The sequence below is a fragment of the Streptomyces katrae genome, from assembly GCF_000717655.1.
In the GTDB taxonomy this organism is placed as follows: domain Bacteria; phylum Actinomycetota; class Actinomycetes; order Streptomycetales; family Streptomycetaceae; genus Streptomyces; species Streptomyces katrae_B.
Genome location: NZ_JNZY01000043.1, coordinates 85,195 through 105,535, shown reverse-complemented (window position 1 = coordinate 105,535; position 20,341 = coordinate 85,195). Strand labels below are relative to the sequence as shown.

Below are 20,341 nucleotides of genomic sequence, written 5' to 3'. Positions count from 1 at the left end.
CCGTGTATTTTCATTCGGCGTACGCTGCCGGGTTCGAATCGTCAAGGAGAATGCGATGCTGGACGACGCAGGAGTGGCCGAATACCTCGGCCGGATCGGCGCGAAAAGGCCGGATAAAGCCGATCTCGAGGGTCTGCGCCACCTTCAGGAGCGGCATGTCCTCTCGGTGCCCTTCGAAAACATCGACTACCACCTCGACCGCGAGATCCACCTCGGCGAGCAGGTCGTCGACAAGATCGTGCGGCAGCGCCGCGGCGGCGGCTGCTACGAGGTGAACACGGCCTTCGCGGTCCTGCTCGACGCCCTCGGGTACCGGGTCGAGATCCTGCCGGGCCGGGTCTACCGGCCGGACGGGCTGGGGCCGGCCATGTGCCACCTCGCGCTGCGGGTGACCCTGGACGAGCCCTGGCTGGTCGACGCCGGATTCGGCCGCAACAGCCGCCACCCGCTCCGCTTCGCCACCACTGACGTGCAGCGCGACCCCAACGGGGCGTACCGGGTCGCGCCGGCCGCGGCCGGAGGCTTCGACGTGTCCCTGGAGGGGAACGCGCTCTACCGGATCGACGACCGCCCCTGCCGCCTCGAGGACTTCGGGCCCACCCTGTGGTGGTGGCGCACCAGCCCCGACTCGCCCTTCCTCCAGGAGCTCTTCTGCTCGCTGCCGCTCGCGGACGGCCGGGTCACGCTCAAGGGGAACCGCCTGGTCAGGGTCGAGGGCGGGGTGCGCACGACCGAGCAGCTGGAGGGCGACGAGCAGATCCTGGCCGCCTACCGCGGCCACTTCGGAATGCTGCTCGACGAACTCCCGAAGACGGTGGCGCAAACCGGACCGTCGGGATCCAGCTGACCTGACACAGACAGTTGACGGACTCACCCGAATACCGTGGACCGGCTGCTGCAGCGGGGCGCACGATGCGAAGAGTACGGCGTTACTCCGTATCCGGAAGGAGCATTGTGTCCATCGTTGATCCCTTGCTGGAATTTCCACTCGACACCCAGCCGGACCCCGACGAATTCCTGCGCGCCGCCCTGCGGTGGCATTTCTCCCCGGAAACGGGTTCGCCGTTCTGGCTGGAACGCGCAGGAACTCTCGGATTCGATCCGCTGAGCGACATCGGCGGATTCGCCGACCTCGGCAGGTTCCCCAACCTCGCCAACGAACTGCGCCACGTACGGGCCGAGGACCTCATACCCCGCGGTTACGGTGAGAAGCCCGAGGTCGTGGGCGTCTACGAGAGCGGCGGCACCACCGGCGCCCCCAAGCGCATCGTCCTGCTCCGGGAGTGGCTGGACCGGCTGCTCGCCTGGAGCAGCGCCCAGCTGGACCGCCACGGCGTCCCGCAGGACGTGAACTGGCTGGTCGTCGCCCCGACCGGGCCCCACATGGTCGGTGACGTGATCAAGCGGCAGACCGCCTTCCGCGGCGGCCTCGCCTTCACCGTCGACCTCGACCCGCGCTGGGTCAAGAAGCTGATATCCGACGGCAAGGGCGCCGAGGCGGGCGCGTACGCCGAGCACATCGTCGACCAGGTCGCCTTCCTGCTGCAGACCCAGGACATCGGCGTCCTGATGTGCACGCCGCCGGTCCTGGAGCGGCTCGCCCGCCGCGACGACCTCGCCAAGCTGATCGACGAGAAGGTCAAGGCGATCAACTGGGTCGGCACCCAGATGGACGCCGACACCCGCTACCTGTACCGCACCGAGGTCTTCCCCAAGGCCCACCTGTACAGCGGCTACGGCTCGACGATGATCCTCGGCAACGCCAGCGAGCGCCCGGGCCTTTCCGACGACGACCCGTGCATCTACGACCCGTTCTCCCCCCACATGATCTTCGACGTGGTCGACCCCGAGTCCCGCGAGACCGTCCCGTACGGCGATCGCGGCCAGGTCGTCATGCATCACATCAGCAAGAGCCTGTTCATGCCGAACAACCTCGAGCGCGACTACGCGACCCGTGTGCCCGGCCCCGAGGGCATCTGGCAGCTCGGGGACTCCGTGGCGGACATCGCGCCGGTCCAGGAGTTCGACAACGAGACCGTCATCGAAGGGGTCTATTAATGAGCGCCGGGAGCGCCGGTCTGATCACGCTGGACGCGCTCGGGCCCGCCGGACCCTTCCGCGCCCGCAAGCGCATGACCGTCACCGACGTGACGGGCGCCCCGGTCGCCGAACTCAGCCTGGTCCCGAAGCTGTTCGTGACCCGCGCGATGGACGCCCTGCGCAAGGCCGGCTCGCTGCCGGCCGACGAGCGGACGGCGGCGCTGGCCCGCGCCGGGAAGATCTTCGCCGAGGAGACGATCGACGGGCTGTCGTTCGCCGAGTACGAGCACACGGTCGCCCGGGTCTCCGGCGTCCCGATCGGCGTCGTGCAGGCCGCGACCGCCGCCATCATCGAGGCGACCGAGCAGTCCCGGTTCGCCGCGTACCAGGCCCGGCCGACCGGCGCGGTGGACGACTGGCGCGCCGGGGAGACCCGTACGGGCAGCGCCGTGTGGACCCGGCGCGGCGACGTGTTCGCCGTGCACGCCGCAGGCAACCACCCTGGCCCGCACTCGCTGTGGGTCGAGGCCCTCGCCCTCGGCTACCGCGTGGCCGTACGGCCCTCGCGCCGCGAGCCGTTCACCCCGCACCGGCTGATCTCGGCGCTGCGGGCCGCGGGCTTCGGCAACGACCAGGTCGTGCTGCTGCCCACGGACTACGAGGCGGCGGACGAGATCCTGCGCAGCGCCGACTACGGCCTCGTGTACGGCGGCGACGACGTCGTGCGCAAGTACGCGGGCACCAACGTGCTGCCGCAGGGCCCCGGCCGCTCCAAGATGCTGGTCCCGGCCGGTGTCGACTGGCGCGACCACCTCGACACCATCGTGGACTCCATCAGCCACCAGGGCGGTGTGGCCTGCATCAACGCCACCACCGTGCTCATCGACGGCGACCCGGCGCCGCTCGCGCAGGCCATCGCCGAGCGCCTCGCCACGATCCCCAGCCTGCCCCCGGAGGACCCGAAGGCCGTCCTCGCGGTGCAGCCGGTGGAGGGGGCGCGCGCGATCGAGAAGTTCCTGCTCGCCAAGGCGGCCGGGACCACCGCGCACCTCGGCGGCGACGGCATCGTGGAGGAGCTCGGCGACGGGAGCGCCGTACTGCGCCCGGCCGTGCACCAGCTCGAGCGGCCGGACGCCGAGCAGGCCGGCATCGAACTGCCCTTCCCCTGCGTGTGGGTGGCCCCGTGGTCGCCCGCCGACGGGATCGGCCCGCTGCGCAACTCGCTGGTGCTGACCGCGTTCACCGAGGACGAGGCGCTGATCGACGCGCTGCTCCAGGAGCCCACCATCAGCAACGTCTACCTGGGCGACCACCCGACGTACTGGATCCGGCCGGGCGTTCCGCACGACGGCTACCTCGGCGAGTTCCTGATGCGGACCAAGACCGTCATCCGCGACTGACGTACCCGAGGGGTCCGGGCCCCGGCCCGGACCCGCTCGCGTACGGCGCACCGCCGCGCGGGCACGGGTCTCCCGCCTTCCCTTTCTTCCCGTCACCCACTCATCCCGTCACCCACAAAGGAGCGTATTTGTCATGTCCATGAATGGAACGGCCGGGTCCAGACCTGTGGGACCGCCACGGCTCCCCTCGCTGACCGGACTCCGCTTCCCCGCGGCCCTCCTGGTCTTCTTCTTCCACGCCTCCCTCGGGGTGCCGTGGATCCGCCTCTTCGAGGACGACGCGGCGAACGACGCGTTCGCCAAGTACGCCTCGCAGGCCGGCGCGCTCGGCGTCACGTTCTTCTTCGTGCTCAGCGGCTTCGTCCTGACCTGGTCGGCCCGCGACCAGGACACCATGCGGGCCTTCTGGCGCCGCCGCTTCGTCAAGATCTACCCGAACTACGTGATCACGTGGGCGCTCGCGCTGCTCACGTTCGCGGCGGTCATGACGAAGCCCTGGCAGGCCGTGGTCAACCTGCTCATGGTGCAGGTGTGGGTGCCGGACTTCGCCACCAACTTCAGCGTGGACCCGCCCAGCTGGTCGCTCGGCGCCGAGGCGATCTTCTACCTCGCCTTCCCGGTGCTGTTCCTGCTGATCAAGAAGATCGACCCGGCGCGCCTGAAGTGGTGGATAGCCGGCGTCGTCGCCGCCATCTGCCTCACCCCGACGCTGACCTACGCGGTCATCCCCGGCGGCGGTATGCAGATGCCCGGCGCCGACGGCACCTCGACCGTGCAGTACTGGTTCGCGTACGTCCTGCCGCCCGTCCGGCTGCTCGACTTCGCCCTCGGCATCCTGGTCGCCCGCGCCGTGATCGCGGGCCGCTGGCGCAACATCGGCACGACCTGGTCGGCGCTGCTGCTGGCCGTGAGCTACGCGGTCGCCATGAACGTGGAGCACCTGTACGCGCAGCGCTCGGTCACCCTGGTCCCGATCGTGCTGCTGATCGCGGCCGTCGCCACGCGCGACGCGGAGAACAAGCCGACGCCGTTCAACAACCGGTTCATGATCTGGCTCGGCGAGATCTCCTTCGCCTTCTACCTGCTCCACTACATCGTGCTGGCCTACTCCCGGGAACTGCTCGGCGACGCGCTCTACTCGACCCCGGTCGGCATCGCCCTGATCGCCGCACAGACCGTCGTCGCGGTGCTGCTCTCGTGGGCCCTGTACGCCTGGGTGGAGGCGCCGATCACGCGCCGCTTCTCCAGCTCCCGGAAGGCCAGGGCGGCGAAGGCCGCGGCGGCCGAGGCCGCCGTCCGGGGCGCCGGCCCGTCCGACTCCGAGGGCCGCACCCTCGAGACCGTCTGACCGTCTGACCGCGGTTCCGCTCCACCGCACGGCTGCGCCGTCCCCACCGGCGCCCCCACCGGCCCTGCCCTGCGCCGCCCTTCGGGTTCCCGGGACCCCGAAGGGCGGCGCCCTGCGTACCGGGTACTGCCTCCTTCAGGCGGCCCCGGCCAGCAGCCGGTGGCCCGCCGCGGGCAGGCCCAGGCCCACGTACGGGCGCAGCTCGCCGTACGCGCGGGCGTCACCGACGAGGATGCCGCCGAGCAGGGTGCTGCAGTCCGCGTCCAGCACGAGCTTCGCGTACGTCCCCGCCGCCTCGTCCAGCCGGCTCAGCTCCACCGCGCCCTCGGCGGCCGCATGGGCGTCGCCGAAGCTCGCCACCTCCACGCCGAGCAGCTTGAGGCGGGTGGACAGGTCCGCCTCCCCGAACGGCTCCCCGCCCAGGCCCAGCAGCTGCCGGGCGACGGAGGCCGCCATCCGGTACCCCGGTGCGGCCAGCCCGTGGCAGCGGCCCGACACGGCCGCGCACTCGCCGATCGCCCAGATCCGCTCGTCCTGCGTCCGGCACAGCTCGTCCACGAGGAACCCACCGCGCCCGCCCGTGGCCAGGCCCGCCGGGCCCGCGAGCTCGTCCCGCGGCCGCACCCCCGCCGAGAACACCACGACGTCCGCCTCGAGGGAGCTGCCGTCGGCCAGCACCACCGAGGCCACCCGGCCGTCCGGGCCCGCCGTGATCGCCGCCGTCGCCACACCGCAGTGGATCCGCAGCCCGCGCTGCGCCACGCGCCGCCCCAGGACACCGCCGCCTGCCGCGTCCACCTGCAACGGCATCAGCCGCGGGGCCAGTTCCACCACGTGCGGCTCCATGCCGAGCAGCCGCAGCGCGTTCGCGGCCTCCAGGCCGAGCAGCCCGCCGCCGATCACCACGCCGGGGCGGCCCGGCACGGCGGCGGCGCGGATCGCGTCGAGGTCGCCGAGCGAGCGGTAGCCGAAGCAGCCGGGCAGGTCGTGGCCCGGCACGGGCGGCACGAACGGCCGCGAGCCGGTGGCCAGGACGAGCGCGTCGTACGCGACCACATGGCCGGCGGTGGTGGTCACCGTGCGCGCCGCCCGGTCCACGGCGGCCACGCCGGTGCTCAGCCGCAGATCCAGCAGCGGATCGTCCAGGAACCCGGGCCCGGCCAGGGCCAGCTCCGCCGCGCTGCGGCCGTCGAGGTACGAGGACAGCGCGACCCGGTCGTACGCGGGATGCGGCTCCTCCCCGAGCACCACGATCCGCCAGGCACCGGCGGCGTCGAGACTCCGCAGCTCGGCGACGAGCCGGTGCCCGGCCATGCCGTGCCCGGCGACGACGAGGGTTCGAGCGGTACGGGTCATGACGTGCTGCCCCCTTCGGGCCGTACGGCTGCACACAGCGCGCGGACGACGTCCGTACAGCCGCCGCAGCCGGTGGTGGCGCGGGTGGTCGTGGCGATCTGCGCCAGGTCGGCGGCGCCGGCCCGGCAGGCCTCGGTGACGGTGTGCTTCGTGACGTTGTTGCAGCGGCAGACGACCGCGTCGCCGGGGAGTTCGCCGGCCCCCGGCGCGGCCGGTGCGATGCCGAGCAGGAGCTCCAGGCGTCCGGCCGGAACCGGCAGGCCGAGCTCGTACAACCGGCTCACGGCGGCGATGGCCCGCGGCAGCCCCAGCAGGACCGCCCCGGTGATCCGCTGCCCGTGCAGGGTGAGGCGGGCGTACCGGCCGCGCGCCGGATCGTTGAACGCGACCACCTCCGCGCCCTCGGCGGCCGCCCCGCCCCGCCCCAGGGCGACCAGGTCGAGGCCGGGCACCCGCAGCCGGGTGATCTGCCGGGTGCCGCCGTACGCCGGGGCGGCGCCGGTGAGCTGCCGGGCCAGCGACTCGGCCTGCGCCCACGCGGGTTCGAGGTGCCCGGCGGTGTCGCCCGGGTGGGCGGCGCAGTCGCCGATGGCGTGGATGTGCGGGTCGTCGGTGCGCAGGAGGCCGTCGACGACCACGCCGGTGCGGACGGTGAGCCCGGCCCGGCGGGCGAGCCCGGTCTCGGGGACCGTGCCGGTGCACAGCAGCAGGGTGTCGGCCGCGAGCACGCGACCGTCGTCGAGGGTGAGCTTGCCGGGGCAGTACGCGGCCGCCGTACGGCCCGCATGGACGTCGACCCCGAGGCCCTCCAGGCGCCGGGTGAGCAGCGCGCCCGCGGCGGCGTCCAGCCGCCGGTGCAGCGGATGCGGCCCGCGGTGGACGAGGGCCACCTCGTGCCCGGCCCGGCGAAGCGCGGCGGCGGCCTCGACCCCGAGCAGCCCGCCGCCCAGGACGACGGCGGCTCCCGGGGGCGCCGCGGCGCACCGCGCGGCATCGGCGAGGGTCCGCAGCGCCGTCGCGCCCTCGGCCGGCAGCCCCGGGATCCGGGGGACGGCCGGGCGGGACCCGGTCGCCAGGACCAGGGTGTCGTAGCGGTGCACGGAGCGGGCCGTGCCGTCGGTGGCGTGGACGAGCCGGCGCGCGCGGTCGATCCGGGTCACGGTGACCCCGGTGTGCAGGCGGATGCCCGCGGGCAGCACGGGCAGGGCGAGGGCGGGTGCCGGCAGCGTCCCGTCCAGGACGGAGCCCAGCAGCGCCCGCTGGTACGGGGCCTGCGGCTCGGCGCCGAGCACGGTGATGCCGCCCCGGTGCCCGTGGTGGTGCAGCCGCTCCGCGAACCGCTGTGCGGCCGGGCCGCCGCCTACCACCAGCACCTCGCCCGCGCTCACGACCCCGCCCCGGCCGGCTCGATCCGTACCGCGCACACCTTGAACTCCGGCATCTTGCTGCGCGGATCGAGCGCCGCACTCGTGATCAGGTTGGCCCGGCCCGCCCCGGCGAAGTGGAACGGCAGGAACACCGTGTCCGTCCGCAGCGAGGGGACCAGCCGGACCCGGGCGAGCGTGCTGCCGCGCGCCGAACCGACCTCGGCCCACCCGCCGTCGGTCAGCCCGTACCGCCCGGCCGTGTCGGGGTGGACCTCCACGAACGCCTCCGGCGCGGCCGCGGCCAGCTCCGGGACCCGTCGGGTCTGCGCACCGGACTGGTACTGGGCGAGCACCCGCCCGGTCGTGGCGTACAGCGGGAACGCGGCGTCGGGCGTCTCGGCCCCGTCGCGGTGCTCGACCTCGGCGAAGCGGGCCAGCCCGTCCGGGTGGGCGAAGGCGTCGAGGAACAGGCGCGGGGTGCCGGGGTGCGCCGCCCCGCCCCCGGCGGTCTCGGGGCACGGCCAGTGCAGCGCCTCACCCGCGTCGAGCCGGTCGTAGCTGATGCCGGAGTAGTCGGCCCGCCCGCCCTGCGAAGCCCGCCGCAGCTCCTCGAACACCTCGCGCGGCGCGGTCGGGAAGCGGCCCGCGGGCTGGCCGAGCCGGACCGCGAGGCCGTGCAGCACGTCCAGGTCGCTGCGGGCCTCGCCGGGCGGGGACAGCAGCCGCCGCCTGCGCAGCACCCGGCCTTCGAGGTTGGTCATCGTGCCCTCCTCCTCGGCCCACTGGGTCACGGGGAGGACGACGTCCGCCAGCTGCGCGGTCTCGGACGGCACGAAGTCGGCCACGACCAGCAGGTCCAGGGACTTCAGCCGCTCTCCGATCCGGGCCGCGTGCGGCGCCGAGACCACCGGGTTCGAACCGAAGACGAGCAGGGCCCGCGGTCCGCCCTCCGTGCCGAGCGCGTCGAGGAGTTCGTACGCACTGCGCCCGGGGCCCGGCAGCTCATCGGGCTCCACCCCCCACACCGCGGCGACGTGGGCGCGCGCGGCGGGGTCGCTCAGCATGCGGTAGCCGGGCAGCTGGTCGGCCTTCTGGCCGTGCTCGCGCCCGCCCTGGCCGTTGCCCTGGCCGGTCAGGCAGCCGTAGCCGCTGCCCTCGCGGCCGGGCAGGCCGAGGGTGAGGGCGAGGTTGATGAACGCGGCGACCGTGTCGGTGCCCTTGCTGTGCTGCTCGGCGCCGCGCCCGGTCAGCACGTACGCCCGCTCCGCGCCGGCCAGCAGCCGGACGGCCTCGCGCATGTCGGCGACCGGGACCCCGGTGACCCGCTCCACCCGCTCGGGCCACCAGGCGGCGGCGCGCGCCCAGGCGGCGTCGAAGCCGGTGGTGCGCTTGTTCAGGTAGCCCCGGTCGGCGTGTCCCTCGACGACGGCGAGGTGGAACAGGCCCAGGGCCAGCGCGAGATCGGTGCCGGGGGTCGGCTGGAGGTGCAGGGCGGCGCCCTCGGCGGTGGGGGTGCGGCGCGGGTCGATCACGATCAGCGCCGCCCGGTTCAGGTGGCGCATCAGCGGCGGCATGGTCTCGGCCGGGTTGGCCCCGGCCAGCAGGATCACGTCCGCGCCGCCGAGGTCGGTGACGGGGAACGGCAGGCCCCGGTCCAGCCCGAAGGCCGCGGAGCCGGCGGCGGCCGCCGAGGACATGCAGAACCGGCCGTTGTAGTCGATCTGGCTGGTGCCCAGCGCGACCCGGGCGAACTTGCCCAGCTGGTAGGCCTTTTCGTTGGTGAGTCCGCCGCCGCCGAACACGCCGACCGCGTCGGGGCCGTGCCCGGCGCGGATCTCGCGCAGCCGGGCGGCGATCGTGTCGAGCGCGGCCTCCCAGGTGGCGGGGGCGAGCACGCCGTCCGCGCCGCGCACCAGGGGCCGGGTGAGCCGCCCCGGGGTGTCCAGCAGCGCGGGTGCGGTCCAGCCCTTCTGGCACAACCCGCCCTGGTTCACCGGGAACTGCGTCGGCTCGACGGTCGTACGGCCTGCCGCGCGCGTGAGCCGCGTACCGCACTGCAGCGCGCAGTACGGGCAGTGCGTGACGGCCTCGGAGGAGGCGGTGGTCTCAGACACGGGAGGCCCCGGTCCGTACGCGCTCCGGCACGCCCCCGCCGGCCGGCCGCCTGCGCAGGTAGACCGCCCGGGTGACCAGGATGCACACCAGGTAGAAGCCGAGGAAGGCGGCGAAGGCGGGCTCGCCGGACCCGGCGGGGCCGCTGTACGCACTGCGGAAGACCAGGTTGACCCCGACCCCGCCGAGCGCGCCCACCGCGCCCGCGATGCCGATGACCGCACCCGACAGCCTGCGGGCCCGGGCGAAGGCCGCGCTCGCGTCGTGGCCGGAGGTGACCTCCTCCTCCGCCTGCCGGGCGAAGACGGCCGGGATCATCTTGTACGTCGAGCCGTTGCCTATGCCGGTCAGCACGAACAGGACGGTGAAGCCGGCGACGAAGAGCCCGTACGAGCCCTGCGCCGAGGCCAGCAGCAGCACCGTGGTGCCCGCCGCCATCGCGCAGAACGTCAGCAGCGTGACCCGGGCCCCGCCCCACCGGTCGGACAGCAGCCCGCCCACCGGCCGGAACAGCGAGCCGAGGAGCGGCCCGAGGAAGGTGTACGAGGCGGACTCGAGCGGGGTGGCGCCGAACTGGCTCTGCAGCACCAGCCCGAAGGCGAAGCCGTAGCCGATGAACGAGCCGAAGGTGCCGACGTAGAGGAGCGAGATCCACCAGGTGTGCGGGTTGCGGGCGGCCTCGCGCTGGGCGCCGGGGGCGCTGCGCACGGCCGCGAAGTTGTCCATCTTCAGGGCGGCGAGCAGCGAGGCCGCCACGATGAGGGGGAGGTAGACGGCGATGACGTACGCGGGGTGGGTGCTGCCCGCGGTGGCGATGACGAGCAGGCCGATCAGCTGGATCGCGGCGACCCCGAGGTTCCCGCCGCCCGCGTTGATGCCGAGGGCCCAGCCCTGCAGGCGCTGCGGGAAGAGGGCGGTGATGTTGGTCATCGAGGAGGCGAAGTTGCCGCCGCCGACCCCGCCGGCGGCGCCGATCAGCAGGAACACCCACAGCGGGGTGCCGGGGCGCTGCACGAAGTACAGGGCGGCGAGGGTGGGGACGAGCAGGACGCCCGAGGCGAAGACGGTCCAGTTGCGGCCGCCGAAGCGGGTCACGGCGTAGCTGTAGGGGAGCCTGAGGGCGGCGCCGACGAGGGTGGGGACGACGACGAGCAGGAACTTCTGGGCGGGGGTGAAGCCCAGGCCGATCTCGGGTGACATGAAGAGCACGAGGACCGACCACATGCTCCACACCGAGAAGCCGATGTGCTCGGAGAGGACGGAGAGGATCAGGTTGCGGCGGGCGGTCTGCTTGCCGGAGCGCTGCCAGAACTCCTCGTTCTCGGGGTCCCAGTCCTCGATCCAGCGTCGGGTTGCCGGCCGTGCGGGCCGTGCGGGCGGCGTCATGGCTTCTCGGCTTTCTGTTCGGCGGCTGACTCTTTGAACTATACAGTTCAGTTCAGTTAACCGCCATGGCCGATCCGGGGATTTCGGATTTCAGTTCGGCCGGGTCAGCGCGCGGTCCACCAGCGGGCCCGCGCCCCCGGTGTACGTACCGGGATCGCACAGCCGGGCCAGCTCGTCCGTGCTCCGGTGTCCCTTGAACACCGGCTCCTCGGCGAGCAGTTCGTACAGGGGCCGGCCGCTCTCCTCGGCCGCGGCCGAGACCCGGGTCAGCAGCTGCTTCGCGGCTGCCTTGCCCAACTCCGGTGCGAGCACGGCCGCGATCCGCTCGGAGACCACCTGACTGCCGGTCAGCAGCAGATTGGCGCGCATCCGCTCCGGCCGGGCGGTCAGCCCCTCGGCGAGCTCCACCGCGGTGTGGGCGGCGCCGCCGACCAGCCGCAAGGACTCGCGCAGCAGCTGCCATTCGGCGTGCCAGGCCCCGGCCGAGCGCTCGTCCTCCGAGACCAGGCACTGCACGAGCCCGGTGGCGAGGACGGGGACCTGGAGGGCGGCGCTGCGCAGCAGCGTGCTCAGGACCGGATTGCGCTTGTGGGGCATGGCCGAGGAGCTGCCGCGGCCGGCCACGGCGGGCTCGGCGACCTCGGCCACCTCGGTCCGGGCCAGGTTCTGCACGTCGACCGCGATCTTCCCGAGCGCGCCGGCGGTGAACGCGAGCGCGGCGGCGAGATCGGCGACCGGGGTGCGCAGTACGTGCCAGGGCAGTTCGGGGCGGGCGAGTCCGGTCTCGGTGGCGAAGGCCCCGACCAGGTCGTCCAGGTACGCACCGGGCTCGAGCGGGGGCCCCGCGCCGTCGATCCGGGCGTATTCGAGGTAGCCGGCCAGCGTGCCCGCCGCGCCGCCGAGCGACACCGGCAGCCCGTCGTCCTGCACCCGGGCCAGGCGCCGTTCGGCGTCCAGGACCAGCTGCCGCCACCCGGCCGCCTTCAGCCCGAAAGTGGTGGGCACGGCCTGCAGGGCCAGCGTGCGGCCCGCCATCGCCGTGTCCCGGTGCTCACCGGCCAGCCGGGCCAGGGCCTCGGCGGTGCGGGCCAGGTCGGCCCGGATCAGGCCCAGGGTGCGGGCGGCGACCAGCATGGCGCCGGTGTCGAAGATGTCCTGGCTGGTGGAGCCGCGGTGCACGTACTCGGCGGCTCCGGTGCCCTGCGTGTCCTGCTCCGCGACCACCCGGGTGAGCGCCTGCACCAGACCGACCACCGGGTTCGCGGTCTCCCGGGCGGCCAGGGCCAGGGCCCGCAGGTCCAGGTTCTCGGCCCGGGCCGCCCGGGTGATGGCCTCGGCGGCGGCCTCCGGGAGGGTGCCGAGTCCGGCCTGGGCCCGGGCCAGGGCGGCCTCGGCGTCGAGCATGGCCTGGAGCCAGGCCAGGTCGGAGACGGCTTCCTCGGCGGGGGTGCCGGCCCGTACCGGCGAGAGCAGGCCCGCGTCGGTGAGCGCGTCCTGCGCCGCCCGGCTCGTACCAGCCGTGCTCATACCAAGACTCCGGTCAGGTCGGTCTCGGCCGGCAGCGGCGCGACACCGCTGGGGACCACGCTCGCCGCCGGGAGGGCCAGGACCGAGCGGGCGATGGCGTCGGAGTCGCCGAGGGTGACCGAGTCGACGCCCGGGCGGATGCCGGCCGCGGTGACCCAGTGCACGGACTCGGTGGGCACACCGTACGCGAACCGGCGCGGGTGGGCCCGGCCGCGGGCGTCGAGCAGCCGGTACGGGCGCTCGGTGACGGCGAGGCCACCGGACTCGTAGCTGCTGCCGTCGGCGCCGGCGATGCGGTACGTGGTGCACTGCTCGGTGTCGAGCAGGTGGCGCAGCAGCGGGTCGTCGGTGCGCCGCAGGTCGGGCTCGGGCAGCCGGGCCTCGATCAGGACGGTGGCGCGGACGGCGGGGCCGGGCACGGTACGGGACTGGGCGATGAAGGTGGCGTCGGCGCCGGCGGCGGTGTCGACGCGGATCTCGGTCCCCGGACCGGTCAGGACGAGCACGCCGGCGTCGATGAGGGCGATCATCTCCTCGATCCGGGAGGCCGGCGGGCCGATGGAGAGGAAGGCGTTGAGCGGCGTGTACCAGCCTTCGAGGTCGTCGCGGTGCGAGTCGCCGTCCAGGCCGCCGTGGTCGACGGCGAGGCGGATCTCGTTGCGCAGGTCGCGCATCACGTCCAGGGCCGCCTTGAGCGGGCCGCTGAGGTTGCCGGCCCTGGCCTCCGCGACGTCCTTGGCCAGGTACGCCACCAGCCAGTCCCGGAACTCCTCGCGGCTGGTGAACTCGCGGTCGCCGTACGGCCGGGAGAGCTTCTCCCAGTCCCAGCGCTGCTCGTCCTCGATGCCGTAGACGTCCAGCAGCGAGCCCCGGTCCTGCGCCGAGGCCAGCGACAGGTAGCGCTTGGTGAAGCCCTCGCGTTCGGCGCCGCGGCCGCGGCTCTCCAGGAGGGTGCCGTAGTACACGCTCTCCGTCTCGCGGGATATGAGCGGCCACAGGTCCGCGGAGAAGCTGATGCCCTCCCCGTCCTCGGAGCGGCGGCGCATCTCGGCGATCTTCTGCGGGGTCAGCAGGCGCGGCAGGTAGCGGCCGTACGCGCCCTTCTCGTTCTCACCGCGGGCGTGGTACGGGATGCCGCGCCGCGAACTGGCGTACAGGACGGGCTCGTTGCCGGAGGGCCGGTAGACCAGGCGACCGTCCTCGGCGCGGCCGAAGGTGCCGCCGCGGCCGGCGGTGAAGAGCGCCATGTGGTCGAAGAAGTTGAGACCGAGGCCGCGCAGCAGGACGTTCTCACCGGGCCCCACCACGTTCAGGTCCAGGTCCGCCGGGTTGGCGGGCGTGACGTACGTGAGGTGGTGGATCCGGGCCAGGCTCGCGGTCTTCGCCTCGCGGGGGGTCAGCCGGGCCGGTACGTGGCCCTGCGCCATCACGATCGCGTCGAGGTCGTTGAGCCGGGTGCCGTTCTCGAGGCGGACGCCCTGCTGCCCGCCGGTGGTGCCGTGCGTGTCGGCCATGGCCACGGCCCGGGAGCGGTGCACCTCGACGGTGACGTGGGCGGGGGCGTTGCCCACGACGCGCTCGAAGGTGGCGCGCAGGTAGCTCCCGTAGAAGGCGCGGGTGGGGTAGGTGTTCGGGCCCAGCCGGCGGGCCTCGGCGAGGGTGGCCTCGTCGGCGGAGTCGCAGGCGATGTCCTTGGCCCATTCGTACAGGCTCGGGCCGGGCTCGATGGGCCCCTCGGTACGGACGCTGTCGTCGGTGTAGATGGTGATCTGGGAGGCGACCGTGTTCATCAGCAGGTGCTGGGACTGGTCGGAGCGCCAGACCTGGCCGGCGCCCGGCGCCGACGGGTCGACCACGTGGACGGTGACCGCGGAGTGCCGGGGGTTCCTGCGCTCGTTGGCGCACAGGCGCTCCAGGACGGAGAGGCCGCGCGGGCCGGCGCCGATGATGGCGACCTGGTGCCGTCCCTGCTTCTGACCCTGGTTCCGGTTCATCGCTGCTCTCCGTTCGGGGCGGTGTTCTCGGTGGACTGGTCGCGTGTGCGGGCGCCGTGCATCCAGGCCACGTAGTCGTGGAGCTCCTCGGGTGTGTACGAGGACAGCTGGTCGTTGCGGGCCGAGGCGGCGGCTCCGGAGGTGTGCCAGAGCTTGATGCTCTCCCGGGCGAGGAGCTGGATCCGGGCCGTGCGCTCGCGCCGCTCGGCGTTGAACTTCTGGAAGCGCTCGGGGAGTTCGTCGCTGCCGCAGTCGAGCAGGTCGCCCAGGATCACGGCGTCCTCGAGGCCCTGGCAGGCGCCCTGCGCCACGTAGTGGAGCATCGGGTGGGCGGCGTCGCCGAGCAGGGCGACCCGGCCGTCGGTCCAGGTGTCGACCGGGTCCCGGTCGACCAGCACCCAGGACTTCCAGCCCTCGCCGAGGGCGAGCAGGCGCTGTGCGTCCTCGCCGAGGGCGGCGAACTCGCGGCGGATGTCGCCCGGGGAGGCGGGGACCCCGGCGAGCGTCTCGGTCGCGTTGTTGTCGCTGCTGGCCGCGAGGTTGAGGTACTTGCCGCCGGCGATCGGGTAGTGCACGAAGTGGCAGTGGGGCCCGGTCCACCAGGTCACCGAGGTGAGGTGGCGCAGCTCCTCGGGGACCTGCTCCATCGGGATGACCGCCCGGTAGACGGTGATCCCGGAGTTGCGGGGTGCGCCGTCGCCGACGAGCTGGGCGCGGATCGCGGAGTGGATGCCGTCGGCGCCGATCAGGGCGTCGCCGGTGATCCGCTCGCCGTCCTCGAGGAGGACGCTGGCGCCGGTCTCGTCCTGCTCGTACCCGACGGCGGTGACGGCGCTGCGCAGTTCGATGGAGTCGTCGGCCCGGCAGGCCTCGAGCAGCTTGGTGTGCAGTTCGGCGCGGTGGACGACGGCGTACGGGTTGCCGAACCGGGCGCGGTAGCGCTCGGTCAGGTCCATGCTGACCACGTGCCGGCCGGTGACCCCGTCCATGAACCGGAGCTCGTCCATCTGTACGGCGGTGGCGCGGACGGCGTCCCCGAGGCCGAGGCGGTCGAGGGCGTGCAGGCCGTTGGGCGCGAGCTGGATGCCGGCGCCGATCTCGGCGAATTCGGGGGCGCGTTCCAGGACGAGGACGCGGTGTCCCTGGCGGGCGGTGGCGAGGGCGGTGGCCAGCCCGCCGATTCCTCCGCCGACGATGATCAGCTTCGACATCAGACGTTCTCCTCGGTGCGGTCGGCGGTGGCGCCGGCGGTGGCTCCTGCGGTCAGCAGCCGGGCGAGCTCCAGCCGCTTGATCTTGGTGGTGGCGGTCTGCGGCAGTTCGGACTGGCGCCACTGGACGGGCTCGGCCATCGGGGGCAGTCCGGCGACGGCGGCCTTCCAGGCCTCGGCGTCGAGGGGCTTGTCGTCCTTGGTGCAGACGACGGGGACGGCGCGGCCGCTCTCGTCGGGGATGATGATGACCTCGGCGAGCTCGTCCAGCCGGGTGAAGAGGGTGTCCTCGGCGGCGAGGGTGGAGCCGAAGCCCTCGATCAGGTCGACCTCGCGGTCGAGCAGGTGCACGCAGCCCCACTTGGTGCGGTAGCCGACGTCGCCCATCCGCCACCAGCCGTCGTTGACCTGCTTGTCGTAACGTTCCTGCTCGCCGAGATAGGTGACGATCCGGCCGTCGCTCTTGACCTCGATGAAGCCGGGGTTGGTCTCGGAGGGCGGCAGCCCGTTGCGGCTGACGACGCGGACGTCCGTCATGCCGGGGAAGGGCATGCCCACGCAGCGGCCGTCGGCGTCGAGCCCGCGGCGCTTGGAGAAGGAGCGTGCGACGGCCGGGCCGATCTCGCTCTGCCCGTAGAGCTGGCCGAAGACCGGCGCCTTGCGCTTCGTCGCGCCCAGCAGCCGCTGCACGGTGCGCGGGTGGATGGCGTCGAAGGTGCTGCTGAAGAGCTTGACGTTGGCCAGCGGCCCGCGGGGGTCGTCGGCCATCTCCTCCCACTCCATGAAGGAGTTGGGGTGGGCCTCCAGGATGCCGGGGCGCAGCCGGGCGAAGAGGTCGGCGGCCTGCTTGGGGTCGGAGTCGGCGAGGACGACGATCGGGAAGCCGCGGAAGAGGGAGATGGCGAGGGCGGTGATGAGCCGCGAGTGGACGAAGGAGACGTGCATGGCGATGGTCTCGCGGCCCGGTATGAGCGGCTTGGTGATCGCGGCCTGCGGGCGGTAGCGCGCCTCGAGGGTGGCGCCGGTGTGGACGGCGAGCTTGGGGGTGCCGGTGGTGCCGGAGGTGTGCGTGATCAGGGTGGGGTGCTCGGGCGGCATCGTCACGGCGGGGACCCGGGGGACGCCGGCGAGCGAGGCGAGCTCGGTGGCGTCCTGGTAGCTGCCGGAGGTGAGCAGGACCTGCCCGGCCTCCTGGAAGACCGAGGAGGGCAGCTCCGTCTCCAGCTTGTTCTGGTCGGTGAGCAGGTAGGGCTGGTCGGTACGGCGTACGAGTTCGGCGACGGTCTCGCCGTCGAGCTTCGGCGACAGCAGCACCGGGACGGCGCCGATGCGGGCGACGGCGCAGGCCAGCAGGGTGATGTCGAAGCCGTCGGACTTGTAGACGACCACTCGGCGGCCGGGCCGTACGTCCGCGGCCCAGAGCCTCGAGGCCATGTCGTCGATGAGGTCGGCGACCTCGGCGACGGTCGCCCGGCGCCCCAGGCCCGGGGCTATGTCCAGGTCGTGATCGAGGATCACGACGTTCGACGGGTGCTTTCTCGCGGCCCGCTCGAAGAGCGTGCCGAGCCGGATTCCCTTGTTCCCGATGCGCTGCAGAATCATCGCCTGGACCTTTCCCGAGTAAGTTGCAAGGACGATCAGTTACGGAAGAGCAGAGGAAGAGAGAGAAGGCTCAGGAGGCGGTCGCCGGCCGTTCCGTCTCGATGACGGCCTTGATGCGCTCGAGGGTCGCGGCGAGGTCGCCGGCCACCTTCTCGCCCCACTCGGCGAAGAACTGCTGCTTCTGCTCCTCGTCCATCTCGGCGGTGATGCCGCGGATCCCTTCGGTGGCGGAGCCCATCCGGAAGTGGTGGACCAGGAGGCTCCCCTTGCCGTCCGCCTCGATGGAGAAGCCCCAGACGCTGTCCTGCTTCTCGCCGGAGCTGTTGTGCATGGCCCACTGGAAGGTCCGGCCGGGCTCGGCGGCGACGACCTCGGCGTACGTCGTCCACTTGCCGCGCACCACCGGCGCCCAGGAGACGACGTCCTCGCTCCGCTCGTTCTCGCCGCGGAACACCGAGCCGACCGCGCCGGGGGCGCCGGTGGTCCACTCGCCGCCGAGGCACTCGGGGCTCCACTCGCCGCTCCGGGCCAGGTCGCTGACGACGGCGTAGACCTCGGCCGGCGTGGCGGAGACGTGGACCTGGGCCCGGGACCGGAAGAGGGGAGTCTGGGTGCCGCTCATGGGTGACCTCCTGTGGCTGAACCGTGGTGAGTGCTTGCTGCTGCTGGTCTCAACTGCGCTGTCGGGCGCCGTGTTTGGCGCTCTCAGCTAGATGAACCATACAGTTCAGTTCAACTGAACGCAACGGTACAGTTCAGTTGGGTCCTAGACTGGACCCGCACCTTCGAGGAACAGGGACCGACATGACCGCAAGGACCAGCGCCACCGAAGCCCAGCAGCAGCCCGTGCCCACCGGTGCGCGCGCAGCGCGCAAGCGCGAGGCCATCCTGGAGGCGGCCCGCACGGTGTTCCTGCGCGAGGGCTTCGGAGCCGGGGTGGACCAGCTCGCCGCCGAGGCCGGCGTCTCGAAGGTCACCATCTACAACCACTTCGGCAGCAAGGAGAACCTGTTCAACGCCGTGATCGGGCAGACGCTCGACGAGGCGCTGGAGGTGGCCCAGTCGGTGATCCAGGCCCGGCTCGCCGAGTCGGACGACGTCCGCACCGACCTGCTGGAGGCCTGCCGCACCTGGGTCGCCGGTCTCACCACCCCGGAGGTGCTGGCGCTGCGCAACGTGATCGCGGGGGAACGCCACCGCTTCCCGGAGCTCGGCGCCACCTGGCAGGAGGAGGGCCCCGGCCGCCAGCACGCCGCCCTGGCCGCGGCCCTGGGCCGCCTCGACGACCGCGGCCTGCTGCGCATCCCGGACATGGAACTGGCCGTCCTCCAGCTCTCCGGCCTGGTCCTCTCCCCCCACCTGGTCTACGGCGCGTACGGCACGGCCCTGGACGAGGACCTGGCGGAACGCCTCATCCAGGGCGGGGTGGACATGTTCCTCCACCAGTACGCGGTCAACACGTAGCCTTCGACGGGGAATCGACGCCGAACGAGGGTGGGGTCGCATGCAGCTGAACGTCGTGGTCGCCGAAGGGGACTGGGCGGCGGTCGATTACGGGACGTACAGCGGCGGGGCCGCGAGGACCCTGGAGTGGCGGCTGAGACTCCGCAACTTCGGGGCCGATGCGGGACTCGACCGCTGGCGAGCACTCGACCGGCGCATCCACGGGGAGGTCCTGGCGGTCGACGTTCCCGACGCCGGCTCGATCGACGTCCGCACCCTGAAGGTCCGCTGCCTGGACGAGGCTCGGCGCGCGGGGACCCTCCGTCCGGAGGCCGCTTCCGACGCTGATCGGCCGCCGGACCGGAACCCCGTCCTGGGCACCTGGCTCACCGACGCGGCGACGGACGAACGCCTGCCGGATGCATTACCCCTGCGGAGTACGGAGCTGTCCGATGGGGATCTGATCGTGCTCTCCGTCCTGCACCCGGCCCAGGCCGACTACATGCTGGCCGCGCCTTCCCACGCGGACGAGCTGCTCAGCTGGCTGCCGCTGGCGGAACGGGCGGTGGCGCCCGCCGGCGGCCCTCGCCTGTGGGGTGTCCTGCTCTACACCGAGGCCGACGCCGAGCTGGCCACGTACGTGCGGACCCACTTCGACGACCTGAACGTCCTGTCCGGCCCCGCCACCCGGGTCTTCGCCGTGGAGCGGCGTGCCGACCGGGCGGCGGCCAGGAAGTACTGGCGACGCCACATGGAGCCCGAGCTGTACCGGGTCATGAACGCGGTCCGCTGGCTCCGGTGGACTCCGTACGATCCGCAGGGTGCGTACGAGATCGCTTCCCGACTCGGCATCGGATCCGAACGCCTCCCCTGCCTGGCGTTCTTCCACGCGCTCGACGGCCCGGTCCATGAGGGGGAGAAGATCGTCTTTTCGATCGAGCAGACCTCGACCGCATACTTCCGGCTCCTCTTCGGCGGCATCAACCGGGTCCTGAGTTCCGTGGAAGCCGCGGACGGGCTGTCCCCGCGCTCGAACGATGCGGCGGCCTTCGCCGCTGTCCGCCGGGCCGAGGGCGCGATCAAGGCCGCCCTGCGGCCGGCCGTCCCCGCCACCGGCAACGTCGTCGTCATCTCAGGAGCAGGAATGTCGGAGAACTTCTACTTCCAGGGCGAGAACACCACGTTCATCAACCGGCCCCAGGACATTGTCGTCAGGGACTTCCAGAACAACCACGCCACGACGCCCGGCGGCGACGACCTCACCCGGCTCCTCGAGCTCGTCCTGACGAGCCGCGACGTGCCCGATCCCGACAGGGAGGAGGCAGCGGCCGCCATCCATGCCCTGGCCCGCCAGGCCGCGGAACCGGAACCGGACGCTCCGGCGGCCCTGACCCGCATTGACCGACTCCGTACACTGCTCTCCGCCGGCGCCGACATCGCCCAGCCCGCTCTGGCCCGAATACGCCCAGTATGCGGACGCTCCTCCGCCTTGCGATGCACCGCATCCGACGCCGCGCGCTGATCCACCGGGGATTACGGGACAGCCCTTAGACGGG

At 72.8% G+C, this 20,341-nt stretch carries 15 protein-coding genes; 6 read left to right on the top strand and 9 right to left on the bottom strand.

From position 1 onward, the window contains the following. Positions 1-55: 55 nt before the first annotated feature. The 4 genes from IF09_RS0133845 to IF09_RS0133830 all read left to right on the top strand — a co-directional run bounded on the left by IF09_RS0133845 (position 56) and on the right by IF09_RS0133830 (position 4,788). Positions 56-847, top strand: coding sequence for an arylamine N-acetyltransferase family protein (locus tag IF09_RS0133845; RefSeq protein WP_030302426.1), 792 nt, complete (start codon positions 56-58; stop codon positions 845-847). Positions 848-954: 107 nt separating this feature from the next. After that, the gene (locus IF09_RS0133840; protein ID WP_030302424.1) at positions 955-2,058 is read left to right on the top strand and encodes an AMP-binding protein; all 1,104 of its coding nucleotides are present in this window, start codon (positions 955-957) and stop codon (positions 2,056-2,058) included. After that, a complete protein-coding gene (locus IF09_RS0133835; RefSeq protein WP_030302423.1) occupies positions 2,058-3,440 on the top strand; it encodes an aldehyde dehydrogenase family protein in 1,383 nt (460 codons plus the stop codon). Before IF09_RS0133840 ends, IF09_RS0133835 begins: the two co-directional genes overlap by 1 nt. Positions 3,441-3,573: 133 nt before the next feature. Further along, positions 3,574-4,788 carry an acyltransferase family protein gene (locus IF09_RS0133830; protein WP_106975197.1) on the top strand — a complete coding sequence of 405 codons (1,215 nt, stop codon included), beginning with the start codon at positions 3,574-3,576 and terminating at the stop codon, positions 4,786-4,788. A gap of 135 nt (positions 4,789-4,923) precedes the next feature. Here the strand turns inward: IF09_RS0133830 and IF09_RS0133825 are convergent, their stop codons facing one another. The 9 genes from IF09_RS0133825 to IF09_RS0133780 all read right to left on the bottom strand — a co-directional run bounded on the left by IF09_RS0133825 (position 4,924) and on the right by IF09_RS0133780 (position 17,964). Beyond that, positions 4,924-6,144, bottom strand: a complete 1,221-nt coding sequence (locus tag IF09_RS0133825) for an FAD-dependent oxidoreductase (RefSeq protein ID WP_030302418.1) — start codon at positions 6,142-6,144, stop codon at positions 4,924-4,926. Next, positions 6,141-7,532 (bottom strand): FAD-dependent oxidoreductase, encoded by a 1,392-nt coding sequence (locus IF09_RS0133820; protein WP_234321247.1) that lies wholly within the window; start codon positions 7,530-7,532, stop codon positions 6,141-6,143. Before IF09_RS0133820 ends, IF09_RS0133825 begins: the two co-directional genes overlap by 4 nt. After that, a complete protein-coding gene (locus IF09_RS0133815) occupies positions 7,529-9,625 on the bottom strand; it encodes a molybdopterin oxidoreductase family protein (RefSeq protein ID WP_030302416.1) in 2,097 nt (698 codons plus the stop codon). The genes IF09_RS0133820 and IF09_RS0133815 overlap by 4 nt, the downstream gene beginning before the upstream one ends. Further along, complete coding sequence (locus IF09_RS0133805; protein ID WP_051833369.1) at positions 9,618-11,009, bottom strand: MFS transporter; 1,392 nt, start codon at positions 11,007-11,009, stop codon at positions 9,618-9,620. Before IF09_RS0133805 ends, IF09_RS0133815 begins: the two co-directional genes overlap by 8 nt. Before the next feature lie 90 nt (positions 11,010-11,099). Continuing rightward, positions 11,100-12,536 (bottom strand): 3-carboxy-cis,cis-muconate cycloisomerase, encoded by a 1,437-nt coding sequence (gene pcaB, locus IF09_RS0133800; RefSeq protein ID WP_030302414.1) that lies wholly within the window; start codon positions 12,534-12,536, stop codon positions 11,100-11,102. Continuing rightward, entirely contained in the window at positions 12,533-14,530 is a 1,998-nt protein-coding gene (locus tag IF09_RS0133795) for an FAD/NAD(P)-binding protein (protein WP_051833368.1), read from the bottom strand. Before IF09_RS0133795 ends, pcaB begins: the two co-directional genes overlap by 4 nt. Beyond that, the gene (locus tag IF09_RS0133790) at positions 14,527-15,741 is read right to left on the bottom strand and encodes an FAD-dependent oxidoreductase (RefSeq protein WP_030302411.1); all 1,215 of its coding nucleotides are present in this window, start codon (positions 15,739-15,741) and stop codon (positions 14,527-14,529) included. Before IF09_RS0133790 ends, IF09_RS0133795 begins: the two co-directional genes overlap by 4 nt. After that, positions 15,741-17,342 carry a class I adenylate-forming enzyme family protein gene (locus IF09_RS0133785; protein WP_051833367.1) on the bottom strand — a complete coding sequence of 534 codons (1,602 nt, stop codon included), beginning with the start codon at positions 17,340-17,342 and terminating at the stop codon, positions 15,741-15,743. Before IF09_RS0133785 ends, IF09_RS0133790 begins: the two co-directional genes overlap by 1 nt. Positions 17,343-17,412: 70 nt before the next feature. Beyond that, on the bottom strand, positions 17,413-17,964 hold the full coding sequence (locus IF09_RS0133780) for an SRPBCC family protein (RefSeq protein ID WP_030302407.1): 552 nt from the start codon (positions 17,962-17,964) through the stop codon (positions 17,413-17,415). Positions 17,965-18,146: 182 nt separating this feature from the next. Here IF09_RS0133780 and IF09_RS0133775 point away from each other — a divergent pair, with 182 nt between their 5' ends. Further along, on the top strand, positions 18,147-18,806 hold the full coding sequence (locus IF09_RS0133775) for a TetR/AcrR family transcriptional regulator (RefSeq protein WP_030302405.1): 660 nt from the start codon (positions 18,147-18,149) through the stop codon (positions 18,804-18,806). A 40-nt stretch (positions 18,807-18,846) separates the two neighbouring features. Beyond that, positions 18,847-20,307 (top strand): hypothetical protein, encoded by a 1,461-nt coding sequence (locus tag IF09_RS47590; protein ID WP_030302403.1) that lies wholly within the window; start codon positions 18,847-18,849, stop codon positions 20,305-20,307. The last annotated feature ends 34 nt before the right edge of the window (positions 20,308-20,341 follow it).

Excerpts from the sequence above, each read along its gene's own strand:
- IF09_RS0133845 (WP_030302426.1), top strand. The coding sequence starts at position 56 with ATGCTGGACGACGCAGGAGTGGCCGAATACCTCGGCCGGATCGGCGCG.
- IF09_RS0133835 (WP_030302423.1), top strand. The coding sequence starts at position 2,058 with ATGAGCGCCGGGAGCGCCGGTCTGATCACGCTGGACGCGCTCGGGCCC.
- IF09_RS0133830 (WP_106975197.1), top strand. The coding sequence starts at position 3,574 with ATGTCCATGAATGGAACGGCCGGGTCCAGACCTGTGGGACCGCCACGG.
- IF09_RS0133825 (WP_030302418.1), bottom strand. The coding sequence starts at position 6,144 with ATGACCCGTACCGCTCGAACCCTCGTCGTCGCCGGGCACGGCATGGCC.
- IF09_RS0133805 (WP_051833369.1), bottom strand. The coding sequence starts at position 11,009 with ATGACGCCGCCCGCACGGCCCGCACGGCCGGCAACCCGACGCTGGATC.
- pcaB (WP_030302414.1), bottom strand. The coding sequence starts at position 12,536 with ATGAGCACGGCTGGTACGAGCCGGGCGGCGCAGGACGCGCTCACCGAC.
- IF09_RS0133795 (WP_051833368.1), bottom strand. The coding sequence starts at position 14,530 with ATGAACCGGAACCAGGGTCAGAAGCAGGGACGGCACCAGGTCGCCATC.
- IF09_RS0133790 (WP_030302411.1), bottom strand. The coding sequence starts at position 15,741 with ATGTCGAAGCTGATCATCGTCGGCGGAGGAATCGGCGGGCTGGCCACC.
- IF09_RS0133785 (WP_051833367.1), bottom strand. The coding sequence starts at position 17,342 with ATGATTCTGCAGCGCATCGGGAACAAGGGAATCCGGCTCGGCACGCTC.
- IF09_RS0133780 (WP_030302407.1), bottom strand. The coding sequence starts at position 17,964 with ATGAGCGGCACCCAGACTCCCCTCTTCCGGTCCCGGGCCCAGGTCCAC.
- IF09_RS0133775 (WP_030302405.1), top strand. The coding sequence starts at position 18,147 with ATGACCGCAAGGACCAGCGCCACCGAAGCCCAGCAGCAGCCCGTGCCC.
- IF09_RS47590 (WP_030302403.1), top strand. The coding sequence starts at position 18,847 with ATGCAGCTGAACGTCGTGGTCGCCGAAGGGGACTGGGCGGCGGTCGAT.